17 protein-coding genes are annotated in these 18,919 nt (G+C 69.6%); 5 read left to right on the top strand and 12 right to left on the bottom strand.

The genetic code is table 11. The features are described 5' to 3' along the window. Nucleotides 1–13 precede the first annotated feature (13 nt). The 6 genes from hemF to BY998_RS06015 all read right to left on the bottom strand — a co-directional run bounded on the left by hemF (nt 14) and on the right by BY998_RS06015 (nt 7,070). Nucleotides 14–961 (bottom strand): oxygen-dependent coproporphyrinogen oxidase, encoded by a 948-nt coding sequence (gene hemF / locus BY998_RS06040; RefSeq protein ID WP_110350727.1) that lies wholly within the window; start codon nt 959–961, stop codon nt 14–16. A gap of 74 nt (nt 962–1,035) precedes the next feature. Then, nucleotides 1,036–2,742 carry a flotillin domain-containing protein gene (locus BY998_RS06035; RefSeq protein ID WP_245421492.1) on the bottom strand — a complete coding sequence of 569 codons (1,707 nt, stop codon included), beginning with the start codon at nt 2,740–2,742 and terminating at the stop codon, nt 1,036–1,038. 42 nt (nt 2,743–2,784) lie between these two features. Beyond that, nucleotides 2,785–3,438, bottom strand: coding sequence for an OB-fold-containig protein (locus tag BY998_RS06030; protein ID WP_110350725.1), 654 nt, complete (start codon nt 3,436–3,438; stop codon nt 2,785–2,787). Further along, nucleotides 3,435–4,574 (bottom strand): PspA/IM30 family protein, encoded by a 1,140-nt coding sequence (locus BY998_RS06025; RefSeq protein ID WP_110350724.1) that lies wholly within the window; start codon nt 4,572–4,574, stop codon nt 3,435–3,437. Before BY998_RS06025 ends, BY998_RS06030 begins: the two co-directional genes overlap by 4 nt. Before the next feature lie 207 nt (nt 4,575–4,781). Next, entirely contained in the window at nt 4,782–6,479 is a 1,698-nt protein-coding gene (locus BY998_RS06020; protein WP_110350723.1) for a methyl-accepting chemotaxis protein, read from the bottom strand. 141 nt (nt 6,480–6,620) lie between these two features. Next, nucleotides 6,621–7,070: a tRNA (cytidine(34)-2'-O)-methyltransferase gene (locus BY998_RS06015; protein ID WP_110350722.1), complete on the bottom strand. Its 450-nt coding sequence runs from the start codon at nt 7,068–7,070 to the stop codon at nt 6,621–6,623. Nucleotides 7,071–7,189: 119 nt separating this feature from the next. Here BY998_RS06015 and BY998_RS06010 point away from each other — a divergent pair, with 119 nt between their 5' ends. Genes BY998_RS06010 through BY998_RS06000 form a run of 3 tightly spaced genes read left to right on the top strand, consistent with a single transcriptional unit; the run spans nt 7,190 to nt 10,895 of the window. Next, nucleotides 7,190–9,046 carry an ABC transporter ATP-binding protein gene (locus BY998_RS06010; RefSeq protein ID WP_110350721.1) on the top strand — a complete coding sequence of 619 codons (1,857 nt, stop codon included), beginning with the start codon at nt 7,190–7,192 and terminating at the stop codon, nt 9,044–9,046. A gap of 20 nt (nt 9,047–9,066) precedes the next feature. Further along, complete coding sequence (locus BY998_RS06005) at nt 9,067–10,488, top strand: MATE family efflux transporter (protein ID WP_110350720.1); 1,422 nt, start codon at nt 9,067–9,069, stop codon at nt 10,486–10,488. 59 nt (nt 10,489–10,547) lie between these two features. Continuing rightward, the gene (locus BY998_RS06000) at nt 10,548–10,895 is read left to right on the top strand and encodes a DUF3140 domain-containing protein (protein ID WP_110350719.1); all 348 of its coding nucleotides are present in this window, start codon (nt 10,548–10,550) and stop codon (nt 10,893–10,895) included. Between the two features lie 34 nt (nt 10,896–10,929). Here BY998_RS06000 and mtnA read toward each other — a convergent pair whose 3' ends face one another. Continuing rightward, nucleotides 10,930–12,027 (bottom strand): S-methyl-5-thioribose-1-phosphate isomerase, encoded by a 1,098-nt coding sequence (mtnA, locus tag BY998_RS05995; protein ID WP_110350718.1) that lies wholly within the window; start codon nt 12,025–12,027, stop codon nt 10,930–10,932. 360 nt (nt 12,028–12,387) lie between these two features. Here mtnA and BY998_RS05990 point away from each other — a divergent pair, with 360 nt between their 5' ends. Further along, the gene (locus BY998_RS05990; RefSeq protein WP_245421491.1) at nt 12,388–13,431 is read left to right on the top strand and encodes a TadE/TadG family type IV pilus assembly protein; all 1,044 of its coding nucleotides are present in this window, start codon (nt 12,388–12,390) and stop codon (nt 13,429–13,431) included. 60 nt (nt 13,432–13,491) lie between these two features. Here BY998_RS05990 and BY998_RS05985 read toward each other — a convergent pair whose 3' ends face one another. The 5 genes from BY998_RS05985 to BY998_RS05965 all read right to left on the bottom strand — a co-directional run bounded on the left by BY998_RS05985 (nt 13,492) and on the right by BY998_RS05965 (nt 17,964). Next, on the bottom strand, nt 13,492–13,695 hold the full coding sequence (locus BY998_RS05985) for a DUF1902 domain-containing protein (RefSeq protein WP_110350956.1): 204 nt from the start codon (nt 13,693–13,695) through the stop codon (nt 13,492–13,494). Nucleotides 13,696–13,780: 85 nt separating this feature from the next. Further along, a complete protein-coding gene (serA, locus tag BY998_RS05980; protein WP_110350716.1) occupies nt 13,781–15,388 on the bottom strand; it encodes a phosphoglycerate dehydrogenase in 1,608 nt (535 codons plus the stop codon). A 163-nt stretch (nt 15,389–15,551) separates the two neighbouring features. Continuing rightward, on the bottom strand, nt 15,552–16,727 hold the full coding sequence (locus BY998_RS05975) for a phosphoserine transaminase (protein WP_110350715.1): 1,176 nt from the start codon (nt 16,725–16,727) through the stop codon (nt 15,552–15,554). 172 nt (nt 16,728–16,899) lie between these two features. After that, a complete protein-coding gene (trmD, locus tag BY998_RS05970; protein WP_110350714.1) occupies nt 16,900–17,607 on the bottom strand; it encodes a tRNA (guanosine(37)-N1)-methyltransferase TrmD in 708 nt (235 codons plus the stop codon). 72 nt (nt 17,608–17,679) lie between these two features. Continuing rightward, the gene (locus BY998_RS05965; protein WP_110350713.1) at nt 17,680–17,964 is read right to left on the bottom strand and encodes a hypothetical protein; all 285 of its coding nucleotides are present in this window, start codon (nt 17,962–17,964) and stop codon (nt 17,680–17,682) included. Nucleotides 17,965–18,107: 143 nt separating this feature from the next. Here BY998_RS05965 and BY998_RS05960 point away from each other — a divergent pair, with 143 nt between their 5' ends. After that, entirely contained in the window at nt 18,108–18,869 is a 762-nt protein-coding gene (locus BY998_RS05960) for a methyltransferase domain-containing protein (protein ID WP_110350955.1), read from the top strand. Nucleotides 18,870–18,919: the final 50 nt, after the last annotated feature.

Raw genomic sequence — 18,919 nt, 5'->3', positions numbered from 1 at the left:
GCGGACGGAGAGCTTACGGCCAGCGCACGGTCGGCGGCAGCGAGGACAGGATCGAGGCGACGTTGCCGCCGGTCTTCAGGCCGAAGATGGTGCCGCGATCGTAGAGGAGGTTGAACTCCACGTAGCGCCCGCGCCGGACCTGCTGCTCCAGCCGGTCGGCCTCGGTCCAGCCCTGAGCGAGGTTGCGCCAGACGATCTCGGGATACGCCTTCAGGAAGGCCTCGCCGACGTCGCGGGTATAGGCCAGATCCGCCTGCGGGTTCCCGGTCCAGTGATAGTCGTAGAAGATGCCGCCGATGCCGCGGGGTTCGTTGCGGTGCTTGAGGTGGAAATACTCGTCGCACCACGCCTTGTACTTTTCGTAGTCGGCGGCCGGCGCATGCCGTTCGCAGGCCTCGCGCAGGCAGGCGTGGAAGAACTGCGTGTCGGGATCGCCCTGGGTGCGCCGCCGGTCGAGAACGGGGGTGAGATCGGCCCCGCCGCCGAACCACGCCTTCGTCGTGACGACGAAGCGGGTGTTCATGTGCACCGTCGGAACGTTCGGGTTCCAGGGATGGACGATGAGCGAGATGCCGGTGGCGAAGAAACGCGGGTCCTCGGCCGCGCCGGGCATCTGCGCGCGGAACTCCGGCGCGAACTCGCCGTGCACGGTGGAGATGTGGACGCCCGCTTTCTCGAACACGCGGCCCTTCAGCATCGCCATCACGCCGCCCCCGCCCGGCGTGCCGCTATGGTCGGTGCGCTGCCAGGGCGTCTTCTCGAACGTGCCAGCCTCCTCGGGCGCGTCCGGGTGGAACGGGCCGGCGGCCTGATCCTCCAGGGTCTCCAGCGCCGTCAAGATCCGGTCGCGCAGGGTGGCGAACCACGCCTGCGCCTCGCTCTTCAGCGCGGCGAGGTCGTCGGGTGAGGGCAGGGGTGCCGGTTCGGGGGCGGGGGTCGGGGCAGCCGTCGCGTCGCTCATGGCCTCAGGCTTTCCCACCCGAGCCCCGATCCGTCAATTCGGGGCACGGTCGCGTAAGCCCCTCATGCTGCGCCTCATGCCGTGCCCCCGGCGTACCCCTCGGCCTGTCCGTCGACGGTCGGCTCGATCGCCGTGCCGTTCCGCAACCCGCCGACCAGCGCGTCGAGGCTGCCCTTGCCCTCGGCGAAGCCCGCCTCGTTCAGGATCGCACCGAGGATGGGGCTGTTGTACTGGTAGCGCAGCAGGTGGCCCGACAGGCTGTCGCCGAAGCTCGCGGAGGCGCCGTTTCCGCCGCCGCCCATCATGCCGCCCGCGTCGAAGATGCGGATCGAGTCGATCTTCTCCACCGCCCGCATGCTCTCGCGCAGGGCATCCGGGATGATGCCGAGGCGCTTCAGCCCGGTCTCGTAGTTGCGCGCTTCCGCCGAGAGGGCGTTGCGGGCCTCGTTCATCACCCGCTCGCGTTCGGCCTCGGCTTGGCCGAGCTTGGTGATGGCCTCCGCCTTCGAGGCCGCGGCGGTCGCCTCGGCCTCGGCGAGCGTGGTGATGGCGTTGGCTCGATCCTCGGCCGCGCGCCGCTCGGCCTCCGCCGTCACGGTCACGCCGGTCGCTTCCCGCTCCGCCTCGCGCTTGGCGGCGATGACCGCGATCTCGCGCTCGCGCTCGGCGATCTCCTTGGCCTTGGCGGTGGCGACACGCTCCTCGGCCGCCACCGCCAGGGCTTCGGCGTCCTTGGCGGCGGCTCGCGCCTCCGATTCCCGCTGCGAGCGCTCGGCGATCTTGATGGCGTTGTCCTGCAGCACGAGCTGGCGCTCCCGCTCGGCCTCCGCGTTGCGCTGGGCGATGGCCAGATCCGCCTCGATCCGGGCGCCTTCCGAGTTCTTGCGCGCCTCGGCCTCGCGCAGGCGCACCGCCTGCTCGCGCTCGATCCGGGCGGTTTCCTCGCTCTGCTGGGCGCGCTGCTCGGCCTGGGCGGTCTCGGCCCGGGTCTCGGCGGTCTTGTTGGCGATGTCGCGCTCCTGGGCGAGTTCCGCCTCACGGGTGGTGCGCTTGATCTCGAGCTGCTTGAGCGCGGTCTCTCGGTCCTTCTCGGCCACGGCCACCTCGGCGTTCCGCTCGGTGGCGTTGCGCTCCTTGCGACGCTGCTCGGTGATCTCCTTGAGGCGCGCCAGACCTTCGGCGTCGAACGAATTGTCGGGGTTGAAGTGTTCGATCGAGGTCTGGTCGAGGCGCGTCAGCGACGCGGATTCGAGTTCGAGGCCGTTGTGGCGCAGGTCGCCCGAGACCGCCTCCTGCACGCCCTTCACGAAGGCGGCGCGCTTCTCCTGAAGGTCGGGCAGGGTCATGCCGGCGGCCACCGCCCGCAGGGCATCGACGAACTTGGCCTCGATCAGCTCGCGCAGCAGCATGGCGTCGTTGGTGCGGTCGCCGAGCGTCTGCGCGGCGAGCGCGATCGATTCCTCCCGCGGCTCGACCCGCACGTAGAACTCGACCGTGATGTCGGCCCGAAGGCGGTCCTTGGTGATGAGCGATTCGTTGCCCGAGCGCTTCACTTCGAGGCGCAGGGTGTTGAGGTTCACCATGGCGATGGAGTGGAACACCGGCAGCAGCACGGCGCCGCCATCGACCACGACCTTGCGCCCGCCCAGACCCGTGCGGACGAAGGCGGTGTCGCGGGTGGTGCGCCGGTAGAGCCGGCTGAAGACGAAGCCGATTCCGAGAAGCGCCACGACGATGATGCCGGCGATCACCAGCAGGTTGACGATGCCGGAACTGACCATGTCCATCGTGAGCGGCCCTTTCAGTCGTGGGGAAGAGAGCGATCAGAGATCCGGCGCGGCGGGCACCGCGACGTAGACGGCATCGGCCCGGTCCACGATCAGCACGCGGGCGCCGGATTCCATGGCGGGCGCGCCGGGGGCGGCCCGGGCGCGCAGGAAGTGGGTGTTGCCGTGGCGGTCGACCGTTCGGACCTGTCCCGGAAGACCCTGGTCGAGCGGTCCGAGGGTGACCTCGGCGGTCGCCCCGATCAGATCCTCGGCGCTGACCACGTAGCTCTCGTCGCGCGGGATCAGCCGGGCGACGGTCCGGGTCGAGAGGCGCAGGGCCGGCACCGTCGCCGCGCCGGCGAGCACCACGGCCAGGGCGGCCGGCAGGGGCGCGACGATTGCGGCGGCAAGCGTCTGCACCACGAAGCCGGCCAGCGCGAAGGCGGCGAGTGCGAGGATCAGCAGGATCAGGAAGGGCACGCGGCCGCGATTGATCCACGACATCAGCGCGGCGGGCGAGAACGCTCCATCCGCATCCGCTGCCGTCGTCAGGTCGCCGCCACCGGCTTCGTGGCCGAGGGCGCCGTCGACGAGCCCCGAGAGCGATTGCCCGAGCAGGAGGGAGAGCGCTTCCACCAGGACGAGGCCCGCCATCACCGCCGCCGCCAGGGTGAAGGGGAACAGGGCGGACCCTGCCAGCGCCGTCATGAAGGTCGGCCCTGCTTCAGCGCCGCGAGCCGCCGCTCGATGGCGTCGTCGCGGTGCAGGCGGTCGAGTTCCTCGACCGAGGGATCGGCCGCCGCGGAGGCCGTGCCGGTGAGCCGGTCGATCGCCCGCAGCGATTGTTCGAGCTGGCGCGCGCGCTCGGCATCCTCGCCGCCGTAGCCGGTGAGCGGGTCGGTCGCCTTCGCCGGGGGATTGCGCAGCAGCGCGATCCGGTGCTCGGCGTCCCGCCGGGCCGCGGTGGCCGCCTGCATCGCCTTGGAGGCCGCCCCGTGGCGCTCGGCCACCTCGGCGAGGCTCGAATCGATCGCCTCGATCTGGCTCTCCAGGTCGAGCTGACGCGCGATGCCGGCCCGCGCCAGATCCTCGCGCCCGCCCGCGAGGGCGACCGACAGCTTTTCGGGAAGCGCGGCCATTTCGCCGTCGAGCTGGCCCCGTCGGGCGGTGAGGCGGTGCTCCTCCGCCTTGATCTTGCCGAGGTCGAGCCGGGCCTCGTGGATCACCGCGTCGATCTCGCGCAACGCCTGCTCGGCCACCGCGAGGCCGTTGCGGTCCTCCACGGCTTCGAGGGCGGCGTTGGACAGGCCGCCGATGATCCGGCCGACGCGGGTCAGGATGTTCTCGGGCATGCGGGTCTCCTCCTTCGGTGCCGTGACGGAGACGCCCACCTGGATGATGAGCGCGTCGCCCGCGAGGGTGAGGCGGGCACTGGAGAGTTCGCGCCAGGGGCCGTCATAGCCCTCGACGCGGTAGGGCATGGTGCGCCGGCCGCAGAGCGTGGAGAGGGCGATCTCGGAGGCACTCTTCACGCTGAACAGCTTGTCGTCGAGCGGCATCGACGTGACGGCCTCGGGGTCGAGGCCCGCCGCCTGCTGGGCGAAATCGCGGATGCCGAGCGTGACGAGGCGGGCCGGCAGCCCGGTCTCGTCGCGCACGCGGCCGTAGCCGTGCTCGATCAGGGCGACGACGTTGGCCCGCAATCCATGCTCAAGGCGGACCTCTTCGAGGATGACGAACATCCGTCGATAGGCCGCGAGCAGGGTCCGAACCGCATCGAGATCCGCCGGCTCGGGCAGGAGCCGGTAGGTGAGGCGGGAGGGAAGGGCGCCTGAGCGAATCACGGATCGAGGCTAAAACACCGTTTCGGTGTTTTCAAGAATCGCGCAAGCGTCGGATGTGAGACACGGTTGCCGACACTTACTCCGAGTGTGCAGGAGCACATCGACCGTGTCGGGTGGGTCGGCTTCGTCCGCAGCGGCCTAATGGCGAAAAAAAAGCCCCGCCCGAGAGGGGCGGGGTTCGCAGCATCCGGCTGTTGCTGGGTGGGGTCAGGCGGCTCGGACGGTCGAGAGGAAGCGCTGCACCTCGGCCGCCAGGTGCTCGGATTGCCGCGACAGCTCCGCGGCCGAGGTGAGCACCTGACCCGCCGCCGCGCCGGTCTCCTCCGAGGCCTGCGCCACGCCCGAGATGTTGCGCGTCACCTCGGAGGTGCCGCTGGAGGCCTGGGAGACGTTGCGCACGATCTCCTGGGTGGCGGCGCCCTGCTGCTCCACCGCGGCGGCGATACCGGCCGCGACGTTGTTGATCTCGCGGATACGGCTCGTGATCGCGCCGATCGCGGCGACGGCCTGATCCGTCACGCCCTGGATCTCGCCGATCTGACCCGATATCTCCTCGGTGGCGCGCGCCGTCTGGCTGGCGAGTTCCTTGACCTCCGTCGCCACGACCGCGAAGCCGCGACCGGCTTCGCCCGCCCGCGCCGCCTCGATCGTGGCGTTCAGCGCGAGCAGGTTGGTCTGGGACGCGATGTTGGAGATCAGCCCGACCATGTCGCCGATCCGGGCCGACGTCGTCTTGAGCGCCTGTACGAGGTGGGTGGTCTGGTCGGCCTCGCCCACGGCGGCCTGGGCCAGCCCGGCCGAGCCCTGCACCTGACGACCGATCTCCTGGACGGACACACCCAGCTCCTCGGCGGCAGCGGCCACCGTGCCGACGTTGGAGGCGGCTTCCTCGGCCGCCGCGGCCACGGTCGTGGATTGCGAGGCCGTCTCGGTGGCGGTCGCGGTCATCTGCTGGGCGGTGGCCTGCAGTTCGGTCGCCGAGGACGAGACCATCCCGACGATCCCGCCGACCGCACGCTCGAAGCCGTCGGCCAGTTCGACCATCGTGCGCTTGCGCTCGGCCGCTGCGGCTTCGTCCGCGCGCCGACGCACCTCCGCCTCCTCGGCGGCCTTGCGCGCCACCATGGCCTTGATGCCTTCGACGGCCCGGGCGACCGCGCCGATCTCGTCGCCGCGCGCGGCCTCCTTGATCTCGGCGTCGATCTCGCCGCGCGCCATCCTCTGGAGGACGCCCACGAGGCTTCCGAGTGGGCGGGTCACGGCGAACACGACGATCGAACCGGCCAGCGCCATCGCTCCCAGAAGGCCGACAACGGCGAAACCGATGAGCATGTAGGTGCCGCGATCGGCGTCTCCGGTCGCCTGCGCCTTCGATGCGGCGAGTTCGTTGGCCAGCACCGTGGATCGGTTCTGCATCCATTCGTTCAGCTTGAGCCGCGCAGGAATGCCGACATCCCGCGCGATCCGGAAGGCCTCGTCCCCCTGCTGACGCATGCCCAGGTCGTAGACGCGATCAAGCGTGGCGAAGAAGCTGTCGACATCCCGCCGCATGGCCTCGTTGGCGGTCCGCCGCTGCGGCGTGTCCGACAAGTTGAGGAGCCGTTCGACGCCTTCCCGGGCCTCGGTCATGCCGGCCTGCTGGCGCGTGCGGAAGCGAGCTTTGTTCTGCGGATCGCTCTCGAGCAACATGTTGCGGTCCATCACCGCGGCCTCGGTGATGCCGCCGCGCATATGCATCAGCGCATCGAGGCGTATGGCTTGGACGTCGACGATCCGGGCCGTCTGATCCGAGAGACCGCGCATCACGTCGCGGGCGTAGGCGATCAAGCCGGCGCTGATGACGAGTGTCAGGGCGAATGGTAACGCGATCTTAACGATCAGCTTGACGTTGCTGAAGAAATTCATCGCCGGACCTGTGAATGGGCAGGATGCCTAGACTGTATTCAGCGATTCTCCCTGAAGGCCGAGTTAACATACTTTATATTTGCGAGCCGTCAATGGCTGGGGCGGACCATGGAGGGGTGGCAGTGATCGCGCGCGGGATCGTCACCCTACCTGCCGGATCGCCTCGCCCAGGATCATCGCGGCGCAGACGGCGACGTTGAGGGAGCGCAGGCCCGGGCGGATCGGCACGACGACCCGGGCGTCGGCCGCCGCGTGCACCGCCTCCGGCACGCCGGCCGATTCACGCCCCATCAGCAGGCAGTCGCCGTCGCGGAAGGCATGCTGCGTGTAGGGCACCGTGCCGGTGGTCGTGGCGAGCACGAGGCGGAGACCGGCCTCCTGCCGCCACGCCTGAAAAGCGTCCCAGGAGCGGTGCCGGGTGATCGCCACGTGGTCGAGATAGTCGAGCCCCGAGCGGCGCAGGTGACGGTCCGAGGTGTCGAAGCCCGCCGGCTCGATGATCTCCACCGCCACGCCGAGGCAGGCGGCCATGCGCAGCATCGTGCCCGCGTTCTGCGGGATGTCGGGCTGGTAGAGGGCGAGGCGCAGCATCGCGGATTCGGGCAGTGCAAGAGCGGGGCAGGGTCCTGCCTGCGGCATGGGCGCAGGGTTGGCCTTCCGTCAAGGAGGCTTACCTGAGGCTCTCGTTCCTCGCGCGGTCCCTTGAAAACATGTTCCTCGATTGGCTCGAGCGCCGCATCGACCCGTTCGCGCCCTTCGACGATCGGCGTATGCCGCCCAAAAGCGTGCTGGGCTTTGCCGGCTTCTACCTGCGGCCGATCCGCACCGCGCTCGTCGTCCTCTTCGGCATCGCCGTGGTCGCGGGCGGCATCGAGGCTTCGCTCTACCTGCTGATGCGCTGGTTCATCGACCTGATGAGCGTGGCCGATCGCGCCACCGTCATCAGCGACAACGCCATGCCGCTGACGCTCGCCGCGCTGCTGTTGCTGGTGGTGCGCCCCTTCACGATCTGGCTGCACGAGGTCGCCTCGAACCAGCTCCTCGTGCCGCAATCGACCAACCAGATCCGCTGGCGCACGCATCTCTACACGCTCGGCCACTCGCTCTCCTACTTCCAGGCCGACTTCGCGGGCCGGCTCGCCAACCGCACCGTGCAGGTGGGGCCGGCGGTGCGCGAACTCGCCGTCGTGTTCATCGACACGCTGCTCTACGTCGCGATCTACGCCATCACCGCGATCGGGCTATTCTCCTCGATCTCCGCCTGGCTCACCTTGCCGGTCGTGATCTGGGTCGCGGCCTATGCGGGCCTGACGGCGTGGTTCGTGCCCCGTGCCCGCACGCGCTCGCACCTGACGGCGGAGACCCGCTCGACCCTGATCGGCCGGGTGGTCGACAGCTACACCAACATCCTGACCGTCAAGCTCTTCGCCCGCGACCGCGAGGAGCGCGCCGCCGTGCGCGACGCGGTCGATACGCATACGAAGGCTTATCTCCACCAGTTCCGCCTCACCACGCTGACGACGAGCCTGCTCGGCGTGCTCAACAGCCTGCTGCTGTTCGCCACCGCCTATGTCTGCTTTTCCCTCTGGCAGCGCGGCGCGATGACGACCGGCGAGGCCTCGGCCGGACTCGCACTGATTCTGCGGCTGATGGCGATGTCGGGCTGGGTGATGCAGACCGTGCGCGGCGTGTTCGAGAATGTCGGCGTGATTCAGGAGAGCATGCAGACCATCGCCCGGCCGCACGCCCTTACCGACGCGCCCGACGCGAAGACGCTCCACGTCACCGGTGGCGACATCCGCTTCGAGCACGTGGATTTCCACTACGGCCGGGGCGATGCCAGCATCATCGAGGATCTGTCCTTCCACATCCGTCCGGGTGAGAAGGTCGGCCTCGTCGGCGTCAGCGGTGCGGGCAAGAGCACCATCACCGCGCTGCTGCTGCGCCTGCACGATGTCGAGGGTGGCCGCATCCTGATCGACGGGCAGGACATCGCGGGCGTGACGCAGGATTCCCTGCGCGGCGCCATCGCCATGGTCAGCCAGGACACCTCGCTCCTGCATCGCTCGATCCGCGACAATATCGGCTATGGCCGTCCCGATGCGAGCGATGCGGAGATCGAGCGGGCCGCGCGGCTGGCCCATGCCCACGACTTCATCCTCGACCTCGTGGACCACAAGGGCCGGCGGGGCTACGACGCCCATGTTGGCGAGCGCGGAGTGAAGCTCTCGGGAGGCCAGCGCCAGCGCATCGCCATCGCCCGCGTCATCCTCAAGGATGCGCCGATCCTGATCCTCGACGAGGCGACGAGCGCCCTCGACAGCCAGGTCGAGGCGGCGATCCAGGAAGCGCTCGACACGCTGATGGGCGACAAGACCGTGCTCGCCATCGCCCACCGGCTCTCGACCATCGCCGCGCTCGACCGGCTGATCGTGATCGACCGCGGCCGGATCGTCGAGGAGGGCACCCATGCCGAGCTGATCCGACGGGGCGGCCTCTACGCCGACCTGTGGCGGCGCCAGTCCGGCGGCTTTCTGGGAGACCGCGCCTCGGCGCCGGCCTCGTAGAGCGAGAAGAGACGGGTTTCGTGACCACTGCACCGAGCCTGGCGGCGACCGGCTTCGAGCGGCCGCCCGCCGCCGCGTGGCGGGACGAGCTGCGGGCGACCCTGCGCCTATCGGCGCCGCTCGTCCTCATCAACCTCGCCCAGCACGGGCTGGTGGCCTCCAACGCGGTGCTGCTCGGGCGTCTCGGCGCCGAGCCCATCGCCGCGGGCGCGCTCGCCACCAGTCTCTACCTGCTGCTGTTCATCGGCGGCATCGGCCTCACCTCCTCGGTGGCGCCGCTCGTCGCCGAGGCCGTCGGCCGGGCGAGCACCGGGACGCGGGGCGGCGAGGTCCGACGCATCGTCCGGGCCGGGCTCTGGGTCGGCCTCCTCGTCACGCTCGCGCTGATGCCGGTGCTTTGGTTCACCGAGAGCCTGTTGCTGCGGCTCGGCCAGGAGCCGGCGGTGGCGCGGGAGGCCGGCGCCTACATGCGGGTGCTGCAGTGGTGGATGTTCCCGGCGCTCGCCTTCATGGTGCTGAAGGGCGCGCTCGCCGCGCTCCAGCGTCCGGGGCCGCCGCTCGCGGTGAGCCTCGTGGCGCTTCCGCTCAATCTCGGGCTCGGCGCCCTCCTCGCCTTCGGTCCGCCGAACCTCGGCATCGTCGGCGTGGCGCTCGGCACGGTAGTGACCGAATTCCTGGCATTCGCCGCGCTGGTGCTGGTGATCCGCCTCGACCGGAACCTGCGGCGCCACGGGATGTTCGAACGCTTCTGGCGCCTCGATACCGAGCGCCTCGCCCGCGTCGTGCAGGTGGGCCTGCCCATGGGCGTGGCCGGCGTCGCCGAGGCCGGATTGTTCGAGGCGGCGACGGTGGCGATGGGCACCTTCGGCACGGTGCCGCTCGCCGCCCACGCGATCACGCTCCAGATCGCGGCGACCTGCTTCATGGTCCCCAACGGCATCGGGCAGGCCGCGACGGTGCGGGTCGGCCGCGCCCTCGGGGCCGGGGACACGGCCGGCCTGCGCCGCGCCGGGGCCGTCGCGCTCTGGCTCGGCTTCGGCTTCATGGTGCTCTGTGCGGTGGGCCAACTCGCGGCGCCGCAAGTCCTGATCGGGCTGTTCCTCGATGCGGGCGCGCCGGGCGCGGCGGACGTTTACCCAGTGGCCGCCGGCTTCCTGATCTTCTCGGCCCTGTTCGCGATCTCGGACGGGGTGCAGTCGGTGGCGCTCGGCTGCCTGCGCGGCCTGCAGGACACCAAGGTGCCGATGCTGATCGCGCTCGCCGGCTACTGGGGCCTCGGTGTGCCGCTCGGGGCGACGCTGGCCTGGGGGCTCGGCATGGGCGGGCGCGGCATCTGGGCCGGCTTCTGCGCCGGGCTGCTCGCGGTCTCGATCCTGCTCGTGGCGCGCTGGCTGCGCCTCAGCGCGGGGCCGCGCGTCCCATCGGCGCAGGCCGCCGCCTAGAGGAACCGCGCCCGAATGCCCGGGTTTGCGTTCCCGAACGAGACGGCAGGAGCGATCCGATGGCGGACAAGGACGATCACGAGACGATCTGGAAGGACTTCAAGTCCGCCGTGAACATGACCGCTTCGGCGCTCGAGAAGTTTCTGGAGACCGACGAGAGCCAGTCGGTCGGGCAGAAGAAGGACGGAGGCGAGGCCACCGGCCACAAGGAGGGCGGGCGCATCGTCGAGATCCTGCACAAGAAGAAGGCCGACCTCAGCGACGACGACTACGCCCACATGAAGAAGGTCGTCGGCTACGTGCACCGCCACCTCAAGCAGGGCGGCCCGGCCGACAAGGACAAGATGAAGGACTCGCCCTGGCGCCTCTCGCTGATGAACTGGGGCCACGATCCGCTGAAGGATTGAAAGGGGTCCGCGAAAGTCGTCCGGCCCGGCCGGCCTACGCCGCCTTGCGCCGCTCCGGATAGAGGCCTGCCAGACCCTCTTCCGTCGCCTCGCAGACGCCGCGCTCGGTGATGAGGCCGGTGACGAGGCGCGCGGGCGTCACGTCGAAGGCCGGGTTGGCCACCGGGCTTCCCGGCGAGACGACCGCGATGGTGGCGAAGTCGCCGGCATCCGTGCGGCCGGTGAGATGCGTGACCTCGCGGGCGTCGCGCTCCTCGATCGGGATGTCGCGCACGCCGTCCGACAGCGTCCAGTCGATCGTCGAGAAGGGCAGCGCCGCGTAGAACGGCACGCGGTTGTCGCTCGCCGCCAGCGCCTTCAGATAGGTGCCGATCTTGTTGCACACGTCGCCCGCCGCCGTGGTGCGATCCGAGCCGACGATGCAGATGTCGACCTGCCCGTGCTGCATCAGATGGCCGCCGGCATTGTCGGCGATCACCGTGTGGGGCACGCCGTGCGCGTTCAACTCGAAGGCGGTGAGCGCCGCGCCCTGGTTTCGCGGCCGGGTCTCGTCCACGAAGACGTGGACCGGCACGCCGGCATCGTGCGCCACGTAGATCGGCGCGAGCGCGGTGCCCCAATCGACCGTGGCGAGCCAGCCGGCGTTGCAATGGGTCAGCACGTTGACGGGCCTGCCCTTGCGCGCGGCGATCTCGGCCAGGATCTTGGCGCCGTGCTCGCCGATGGCGCGGCAGCTCGCGACATCCTCGTCGGCGATCCGCGCCGCTTCCGTGAAGGCGCGGCTCTCGCGCTCGGCCGCAAGCACGGAGCGCAGCAAAGCCGCCATTCGGTCGAGCGCCCAGCGCAGATTGATCGCGGTCGGCCGCGTGGCGGCGAGCGTCGCGCTGGCCCGCTCGATCCCAGACTCGCTCGCATCCTCCCGCATCGCCAGGGCGAGCCCGTAGGCGGCCGTGACGCCGATCAGGGGCGCGCCGCGCACCACCATGGTGCGGATCGCGACCGCCGCGTCGTCGAGGCTGGTCAGCCGCTTCACCTCGAAGGCGAAGGGCAGCCGTGTCTGGTCGATGACCGCGACGGAGCGCCCGTCGGCATCGGGGAAGATGGTGCGGTAGGGGCGTCCGTCGATCTTCATAGGGTCCGTTTCGCACGAACAGCCCGCTCGCGCCAATCCCGTGGAGCGAAGCTTGTCCGCGAGGGCATCAGCAGACGGCCATCGCATCCTGGCAGCTACTTCGAGCGTATTATCATATGATATTCATGCCGGTCTCATGGAGGAAGCGTTCATCGGAGAACAGGGCGCGAAACGGATCGCTCGCGGAAGCACTGATATCGTAGGGTTAATTGATCAAGACTTCGATGATTGTCGATAAAATCCGAAGACTGTTTCAGGGAATCGCAACGGACGGCGTGCATGTCTGTCGCATCGGGGCGGTGAAGCCGCCTGCCGCGATCCGAGCGGGTGGACGAAACGATGGTGCGACCGATTCAGCGATTGGCGGCCGACGAGGGCGGTGCCATCGTCGTGATCTTCTGCCTGATGCTGCCGCTGATGGTCGGGGTGACCGGCATGGCGGTGGATTTCGGAAGCGCGCTGCGTGTCCGCACCATCGAGCGCCGGGTCGCCGATGCGGCGGCCCTGCTGATCGCCAATGCCGAGACGCCCGACGCCGCCACGCAAGCGATCGCGCTGGCCAAGGCCGATCTCGCGGCTCAACTCGGCACGCGCAGCGATACAGGCGGCTACACCGTCCAGGGGCAGTGGCTGGACAGCGCCAATTACCGCCTCACGATTTCGGTCCGGGTCAAGACCAGCCTGATCAATCTCGTGCCCGGAATGCCCAAGGAACTGGTCGTCAGTACCGCGACCACCGTTAACCGCATCGCGCCGCAATACGAGACCGTTCCGCCGACCATGTCCCAGCTGTCGCCGGAGGCGGCCGACTACAACCGAGTGTATTTCTACTGCTACTCGACCGATCCGGCGCGCCAGAAGAGTGCCGACGGCGGGCGCAGGGAGATCACCCTGATTGCCGACAACGCCGATCCACCGACCGTCTACGACCTGAAGAAGATGCCGAAGTGTCAGGCGAGCGAGGTGCCCAGCTACATGCTGCGCAACGTGCGCGACGCGAGGACCCAGCCGCGGCGATGGGACGAGGTGGGCAACAACACGTACGAGTACTACACCGATGTGACGATCGACCCGATCACGCGGGTGCAGACCTTCAATCTGAAGGGCTACAATCTCGGAAAGAAGTCCACGGTCGACCTGACGAACACCCCCATCCTGGAAACGATCATCTGCGATACGGAAATCAAGTGCCGTACCGCGAAGTCGAAGGGCGGCGACATCCCCGACCGGAAGACCAACCGGAACCCGCTGACCGCGACGACAAGCTGCCTTGAGGGCAAGTACATGTATTACGGCTGGGAGGATCGTCCCGGCGGTGACCGGGACTACGACGACATCCGGCTCGTGATCAGCTGTCCCAAGCAGATCAAGGTCGTCGACAAGCAGGTCCGCATCGTCGAGTGAGGCGCGGCTGCGCCGGAGCGCTCGACCTGCTCCGGCGCAGCCGCGATCGGGACGAGCCCGTCAGCGCGGCACCCGCTCGACATAGATGTCGATATAGGCGCCGTCCTCTAGGCCGAGCAGGTCCCGGATCATGCCGGGGAGCTTGCACAGCAGGGCGGGCATGGTCGGCGCCTCGGTGGTGAGCCCCGGGATCGGGGAGTCGTGCACGAAGAAGACGCCCGCTGACGCGTCCCAGGCGCAGCGGACGGTGACTTTGCAACCCATCTTGCGGTCCAATTCGTCGGAGGGGAGGGGGGACGGCGCGGAAGTCTGCGCGTCGTCGCCGTCGAGGGGGCGGCCGGGCGCGGCCTCAGAAACGGACGGGCCGGACACGCTTCACCTGCGGAATCTCCTCGATCGCCCGAAGCACGTCCGGGGACACCTCGGCATCCACCGAGACGAAGGCGATGGCCGCGCCGCCCTTCGACTCGCGGCCCATGGCGAAGGTCCCGAGGTTGACGCCGGCCTCTCCGAGCACCGAGCCGAAGCGGCCGACGAAGCCGGGCCTGTCGTGGTTGCGCACGTAGAGCATCAGCGGCGCGAAGGGCGCGTCGATGTTGATGCCGCGGATCTCGATGACGCGCGGCTTGCCGTCGTTGAAGACGGTGCCGGCGGCGTCGCGCGGCATGTCCTCGTCCTCGACCGTGATGCGCACCACCGACTCGTAGTCGCTCGCGCCGCCCTCGCGCTTGATCTCGTCCACAACGATCCCGCGATCCCGCGCGATCACCGGGGCCGAGACCATGTTCACCTCCTGCAGGATCGGGCGCAGCACGCCGGTGACCGCAGCGGACGTGAGCGCGCGGGTGTTCATGCCGGCCACCGCGCCCTCGTAGGTGATGCGGATACCCTTGATCGGCGCCTCGGTGAGCTGGCCCAGGAACGAGCCGAGCTTCTCGGCGAGCACCACGAAGGGTTTGAGTCGGGGCGCTTCCTCGGCCGAGATGGAGGGGAAGTTGATCGCGTTGGTGATCGCACCGCTGAGCAGGTAGTCGGCCATCTGCTCGGCGACCTGGAGCGCGACGTTCTCCTGCGCCTCGGAGGTCGAGGCGCCGAGATGGGGCGTGCAGATCACGTTGGGATGGCCGAAGAGTGGGTTCTCGATCGCCGGCTCGGTCACGAACACATCGAGGGCCGCGCCCGCCACCTGGCCGGAATCCAGGGCGGCGCGCAGGGCCACCTCGTCCACGAGGCCGCCGCGAGCGCAGTTGACGATGCGCACGCCGCGCTTGGTCCTGGCGAGGTTCTCGGCCGAGAGGATGTTGCGGGTCTTGTCCGTCATCGGCACGTGCAGGGTGATGATGTCGGCGCGCGCCAGCAACTCGTCGAGCTCGACCTTCTCCACACCGATCTCGACGGCGCGCTCCGGCGTCAGGAAGGGATCGTAGGCGACGACCTTCAGCTTGAGGCCGATCGCCCGGTCGGCGACCACGGCCCCAATATTGCCGCAGCCGATCACGCCGAGCGTCTTGGCCGTCAGCTCGACGCCCATGAAGCGGTTCTTCTCCCACTTGCCGGCCTGGGTGGAGGCGTCCGCCGCCGGGATCTGGCGGGCCAGCGCGAACATCATGGCGATGGCGTGCTCGGCGGTGGTGATCGAGTTGCCGAAGGGGGTGTTCATCACGATCACGCCCTTGGCGGTGGCGGCCGGCACGTCGACGTTGTCGACGCCGATGCCGGCGCGGCCGACCACCTTGAGGCGGGTCGCCTCGGCGAGCAGCTTGCCCGTCACCTTGGTGGCGGAGCGGATGGCGAGGCCGTCATATTGACCGATGATGGCGGCGAGCGCCTCCTTGTCCTTGCCGAGACCGGGCTGGAAATCGACCTCGATGCCGCGATCCCGGAAGATCTGGACGGCGGCGTCGGAGAGGGCGTCGGAGATCAGGACTTTGGGCTTGGCCGGGTGAGAGTTGGGCATGGGAAGCACCTCACGTCGTGCAGGCGCGCAGGATCGCTCGCTCGGTTGCGAGGCTTGGCCGGCCGGCGCGTCATCGCGCGGACCACAAGACCGGCGGATCGCTGGAGCGCGTTGGAAAGCAAATGGCCGGTCTCGCGACCGGCCATCGTGACGTCTCGGACCCTCAGGCCGCCGCGGCGGCGAGCGCCGCCTTTTCCTGGGCGAAGGCCCAGTCGAGCCAGGGCGTGAGCGCCGTGAGGTCGGAGGCCTCGACGGTGGCTCCGCACCAGATACGCAGGCCTGCCGGCGCGTCGCGGTAGGCGCCGAAGTCGAAGGCGATCCCTTCACCCTCCAGCCGCTTCACGATCCCGGCGGCGACCTGCTTCACCACGGCGTCGCCCTTGGCGAGAACGTCCGGGTCGGTGATCACGAGGCAGACGCCCGTGTTCGAGTAGGTGGCCGGGTCCACCGCGAGGTGGCCGATCCAGGGCGTGCGCGCCACCCAGTCGTGGATCACCCGGGCATTGGCGTCCGCCCGCGCGTGCAGCGCGTCGAGGCCGCCGATGCTCTGCGCCCATTTCAGGGTGTCGAGGTAATCCTCGACCGCCAGCATCGAGGGCGTGTTGATGGTCTCGCCCTTGAAGATGCCCTCGATCAGCTTGCCGCCCTTGGTCAGGCGGAACACCTTCGGGATCGGCCAAGCGGGCGTATGGCTCTCCAGGCGCGCCACCGCGCGCGGCGAGAGGATCAGCATGCCGTGCGCGGCCTCGCCGCCCATCACCTTCTGCCAGGAGTAGGTGACGACATCGAGCTTGTCCCACGGCAGCGGCATCGCGAAGGCGGCCGAGGTCGCGTCGCAGATCGTGATGCCCTCGCGGTCGTCGGCGATCCAATCGCTGTGCGGGATCTTCACGCCGGCGGTGGTGCCGTTCCAGGTGAAGACGACATCGTTGTTCTTGGTGTCGATCGCGTCGAGCGCGGGCAGGATGCCGTGCTCGGTGGTGCGCACGAGCGGATCGATCTTGAGTTCCTTCAGGGCATCGGTGACCCACTCCGCGCCGAACGAATCCCAGGCCATGACTTCGACGGCCTTCGGGCCGAGCATCGACCACATCGCCATCTCGACGGCGCCGGTATCGGAGCCGGGGACGATGCCGATGCGGTAGTCGGCGGGAACGCGCAGAACCTTGCGGGTGAGTTCGATGGCCTCGACGAGCTTGGACTTGCCAGCGGCCGAACGGTGCGAGCGGCCGAGTGCGGCGCCCGAGAGGGCATCGAGGGTCCAGCCGGGACGCTTGGTCGTGGGGCCGGACGAGAAATAGGGCACGCGCGGGCGAGCGGCGGGAGCCGTGGTCGTCATATCTGCCATCCTTCCAGATGAGCGCCTCCCGTTGGGGGGAGGTGTCCCGCTGCCGGAAATGACGGATTCCGCCTCACAAGGCAAGGGGCTTTTCCAGCATTCACGCGGGTGCGCGCGAGAGTTGACGGAAAGATAATTCAGTCTTCGACAGACTAGTCGAGAGAAGATCGATCTACGGTTCCTCCGGCGCGACAAGGTCGGGCCGGCGCGCCCGCGTCAGCGCGCGGCTCTGCTCCGCCCTCCAGCGGGCGATGGCCGCGTGGTTGCCGCCCATCAGCACGTCGGGAATGGTCCGGCCCTCCCACTCCCGGGGGCGGGTGTAGTGCGGGTATTCCAGCAGCCCGCCCTCGAAGCTCTCCTCGACGCCCGAGGCGTGCTTGCCCATCACGCCGGGTAAGAGGCGTACGCAGGCGTCAACCAGCACCAGGGCCGCGATCTCGCCGCCCGAGAGCACGTAGTCGCCGATGGAGACCTCCTCCAAGTCGCGCGCCCGGATCACCCGCTCGTCCACGCCCTCGAAGCGGCCGCAGACGATGACGGCGCCCGGTCCTTCCGCCAGCGCCCGCACACGCGCCTGCGTCAGCGGTCTTCCGCGCGGCGACATCAGGAGCCTGGGGCGGGGATCGTCGGCCGTCGCCGCGGCGTCGATGGCCGCGCCGAGCACGTCGCAGCGCAGGACCATGCCGGCCCCGCCGCCTGCCGGGGTGTCGTCCACGCTCCGGTGGCGGCCGAGTCCGTGCTCGCGGATCTGCCGGGCCTCGAGGCTCCAGGCCCCACGGGCGAGCGCGTCGCCGGACAGAGACTGTCCCAGCGGCCCGGGAAACATGTCCGGGTAGAGCGTCAGCACCGTGGCCCGCCAGGGGGCAGCATTCTCGTTCATACCGCTTGATGGCGGTGCCGGAGGGGGCGGTCAACGCAGGAGCCGGCTCCTCGCTTTGCCGGCATGCCGCCCTCAGCGCCGTGCGGTCGGAGCGTGTCGCCTCGGGGTCGAATGCCGCTGGCCCTTCAGCCGCCGCTGCGAACGCGGAGCCAGGCGGCTTTGCGCGGGCGCGATCGTCCGGTCGACCAACGGCTCGGCGTCGACGCCCGCGGGGCGGTTCACCGTCGAGAGGCCGAAGGTGTCGGGCGAGCCCATGGGAAGCCCGACGGTGTCGCCGGGCCCGAAAGCCCGGGCAGGCCCCGCCGCGGGCAGCATCAGTGCCAAGGCGGCAAGACCGAGAAGCAGGGGTGCGCGCATGGCATCTCTCTTTCGCGCCTTGGTCGGAAACGAGCCTTCACTGAACGACGCCTGCCGCGATTGGTTCGAGACCGGGGCTCCCCGCCTGTCGTTTCGACCGGGGCCGCGGGCACGTTTGGCCCCGCGGCGGGTTGTCCGCGGGCATGACCCATTCCCTCAAGCGTTCCCTTGCGCGCGCCCTCGCCGCCGGCGCTCTTCTCGTGCTGTCGCTGCCGGCCCATGCGGCCGAGCCGCTCGCCCCGCCCGGCGCCCCGGCGGAGCGCTTCCCGACGCCGGACCGGCCGGTCGCCGAAATCGTGGCGCCGCAATGGGCGCACGAGCGTCAGCGGGACAAGGCGGACGAGGTCGGGCAGGTGGCGCGCCTGATGCGGATCAGGCCCGGTGAGACCGTGGCGGATATCGGCGCGGGAAGTGGCTACTACGTCTTCCGCCTCAGTCCGCGCGTCGGTCCGCAGGGTCGCATCCTCGCGCAGGACATCACGCCGGATTACCTCGCGGATCTGGAGCGCCGGGTGGCGGAGGCGGGGCTCGCCAACGTCACCGTGGTGCGGGGCGAGGCTCACGATCCGCGGCTTCCGCCCGGCTCGGTCGACGCCGCGCTGCTCGTCCACATGTATCACGAGATCGCCCAGCCCTTCGGCTTGCTCTGGAACCTCGCCGCCGCGATGAAGCCCGGCGGCCGCGTCGGAATCGTCGATGCCGACGCGATCCCGTCGCAGCACGGGACGCCGCCGAAGCTTCTGCGCTGCGAACTGACGGCTCTCGGCTATCGCGAGGTCTCGATGTCCACGCTCAAGGGCGGCGTCGGCTACCTCGCGGTGTTCGAGGCGCCGGCCGCCGAGCGGCGGCCCGATCCTGCCACGATCCGGCCCTGCCGGGACGAGGCCACGCGCCGCCGGGGCTGATCGCCTTTACCGAATCGGAGCAATTGCCCGGCCACCTGAACGGCCGACGG

The organism is Methylobacterium sp. B4 (assembly GCF_003201865.1).
GTDB lineage: Bacteria > Pseudomonadota > Alphaproteobacteria > Rhizobiales > Beijerinckiaceae > Methylobacterium.
The sequence above is the reverse complement of the archived record's forward strand: the minus strand, read 5'-3'. Positions and strand labels throughout refer to the sequence as shown.